Here is a 2,641-nt window from a genome sequence, read left to right on the forward strand (position 1 = left end):
GTAGAAAAAACGTTTCATGTATGAATTGAGGTTTGGGGGCGAAAAAGCTCGCTTTAAATTAGTAGGCAAAATAAAATTTAAGATTATGCTTGGGGCTTTCAGGTAACAGCTTTCGGCGGTGGGTTTTGGAAAAAAGCATGCCAGTGGGTAATAAAAAATATATTAACACTCTGTGCCTTGTGCCTGTTGCCTAGTGCCTAAACACATAACTTAAATCTTATTCTGCACGATTACTTAAAATGATTGTTTTAACTAAAAAACAGATATAATGAAACCATCACAACCACTAAGGCTGTCCAAAGGGTAATTACTCTGGTGCTTGGTTTAAATTCTTGACTAGATTCTTCTTTTTCAGAAAGATGGATTATAGGATTTTTGTCAGTGATAGAAATAATCACGGCAACAAATGCTAAAAAGGCAAAAATGAAAAAGGATAACAAGAGGTAATGCGGCCAAAAACTGTATTTGTCGGGCGTAAAAACCCATAAATACAATACCCCAACGCCAAGACTAAAGGCAGAGCCATAAGATAAAATGGCGTTTACGGCTTTTTGTGTCATGGCTTTCCAGAAAACGGTTAGTAAGAATACTACAGAAAGTGGCGGTGCAATAAAGCCCAAAACCGACTGAAATACATCAAACAAATTGAGCCCTTTAATGGAATCAATGGCCAAGGCCATCAATACGGCAAATACGCAACCTGCCAGTACCGTCAAGCGACCGACTTTGATAATTTGTTCGTTACTAGCACTTGGATTGATTTTTTTGACATAAACATCCATCGTAAAAACAGTACTCAGTGAGTTGAGCGACGAACCAATAGTTCCGACCAATACCGCAATCAACACAACAATGACTAAACCATTTAATCCCGCAGGAAATAAATTGGTTACCATGGTCATATATGCCATTGAGGGGTCTGTTAGGTTAGGAAATAGAATATGGCAAATAACCCCTGTCAAGATAAATAACGGTAGAGATAAGATTTTTAACCAAGCGATAAAGTTTACACCCAATTGACCTTGTTCGAGGGTTCTTGCTCCTAAAACTGATTGTACCATGGCTTGGTCAGTACAGAAAAATGCAATTGCTGAAACAGGATAACCCAACAAAATGGCTGGCCAAGGATATTTGGTATCATTGGCAGGATGAATCAAAGTCCAGAAATCTGCTGGCACTTGTTGATACATATTTGAGATACCTCCAACTTTCTGTAATCCTAAGATCGTGAGCGTAGTAGAAACTCCAATTAAAAGAATCATTTGGAAAACATTCACTTTTGCAATAGCCTTGAGCCCACCCATATAGGCAAAGAGCCCCGCAAATAGTACCAAAACAATTACCGCAGGAGCCATTGGAACGCCTAAAATTTGTCGAACCAAAAAACCTCCAGAAAACAAACCGAGCGATAACCAAGAAATCAAAATTTTGATGAGGGCATACCATGCTAGGATATTTTGGGTAGAATCGCCATAACGCTTTCCCATAAACTCTGGCATAGTGGATACTTTCGAGGCAATATATTTTGGGGCAAAAACAATGGCTAGCAAAAACAAGAAGACAAAGGCATACCACTCAAAGTTAACGGCCACAATACCAGTGCTATAACCAATGCTAGCAAATGCCAAAAGCATCGAAGGTCCCACATTTGTTCCCCACATATTAAAACCGATACTGTACCAATCCAGTGATTTATTGGCTAGAAAAAGCGTTTCGTCAGTATTTTTTTGACGACTTGCACGATAGCCAATAACCAACAATACAATTAGATATATTCCCACAATGGCATAATCAAGCCAAGTGAGCTTTTCTGCTAGAGGTGAAAGCATAGTTTGGGTTTAGGGTTTTGTAATTAAACAAATTAATTCTGCTTTGGGCTTTATGCCGTAGGCTTAAAGTTCAATCCGTGTCGAGTATTCCGCTCGACAACTCGTGTCTCAATCCGTGTCGAGTGTCTCACTCGACACCTCGGGTCAGTTAAGCGGTTTATACTCCTTTATACTATTTTCAATCTTTTTATGCTGGCTATTGCTGTCGCGAGTAGGTCAGTGAGACACTGACCTAGGATTCGGGACACTGACCTAGGATTCTTCAAACCGTGTCGAGTGTCTCACTCGACACCTCGGGTCATCTAAGCGGTTTATACTCCTTTATACTATTTTCAATCTTTTTATGCTATCTTTTGCTGTCGCCAGTAGGTCAGTGAGACACTGACCTAGGATTCTTCAATCCGTGTCGAGTGTCTCACTCGACACCTTGTGTCAGCTAATCGGTTTATACTCCTTTATGCTATTTTCAATCTTTTTATGCTGGCTATTGCTGTCGCCAGTAGGTCAGTGAGACACTGACCTAGGATTCGGGACACTGACCTAGGATTCTTCAATCCGTGTCGAGTGTCTCACTCGACACCTCGGGTCATCTAAGCGGTTTATAATCCTTTATACTATTTTCAATCTTTTTATGCTGGCTTTTGCTGTCGCGAGTAGGTCAGTGAGACACTGACCTAGGATTCGGGACACTGACCTAGGATTCGGATTCGGGACACTGACCGAGGATACATTTTGCCTAATGCCTATTGCTTAAAGGCTACAGCTTCTAGATATTAAATCTTACTTTTTTGAGTTTCTTGGACTTGCCAATG

General features: G+C 40.4%; 1 protein-coding gene. It reads right to left on the minus strand.

Features of this window, described 5'->3' with window-relative positions; genetic code table 11:
- Window positions 1–248: 248 nt before the first annotated feature.
- Complete coding sequence (locus ACOVQ4_RS14515; protein ID WP_421821346.1) at window positions 249–1,829, minus strand: sodium:solute symporter family transporter; 1,581 nt, start codon at window positions 1,827–1,829, stop codon at window positions 249–251.
- Window positions 1,830–2,641: the final 812 nt, after the last annotated feature.

The organism is Flectobacillus sp., assembly GCF_049240685.1.
In the GTDB taxonomy this organism is placed as follows: domain Bacteria; phylum Bacteroidota; class Bacteroidia; order Cytophagales; family Spirosomataceae; genus Flectobacillus.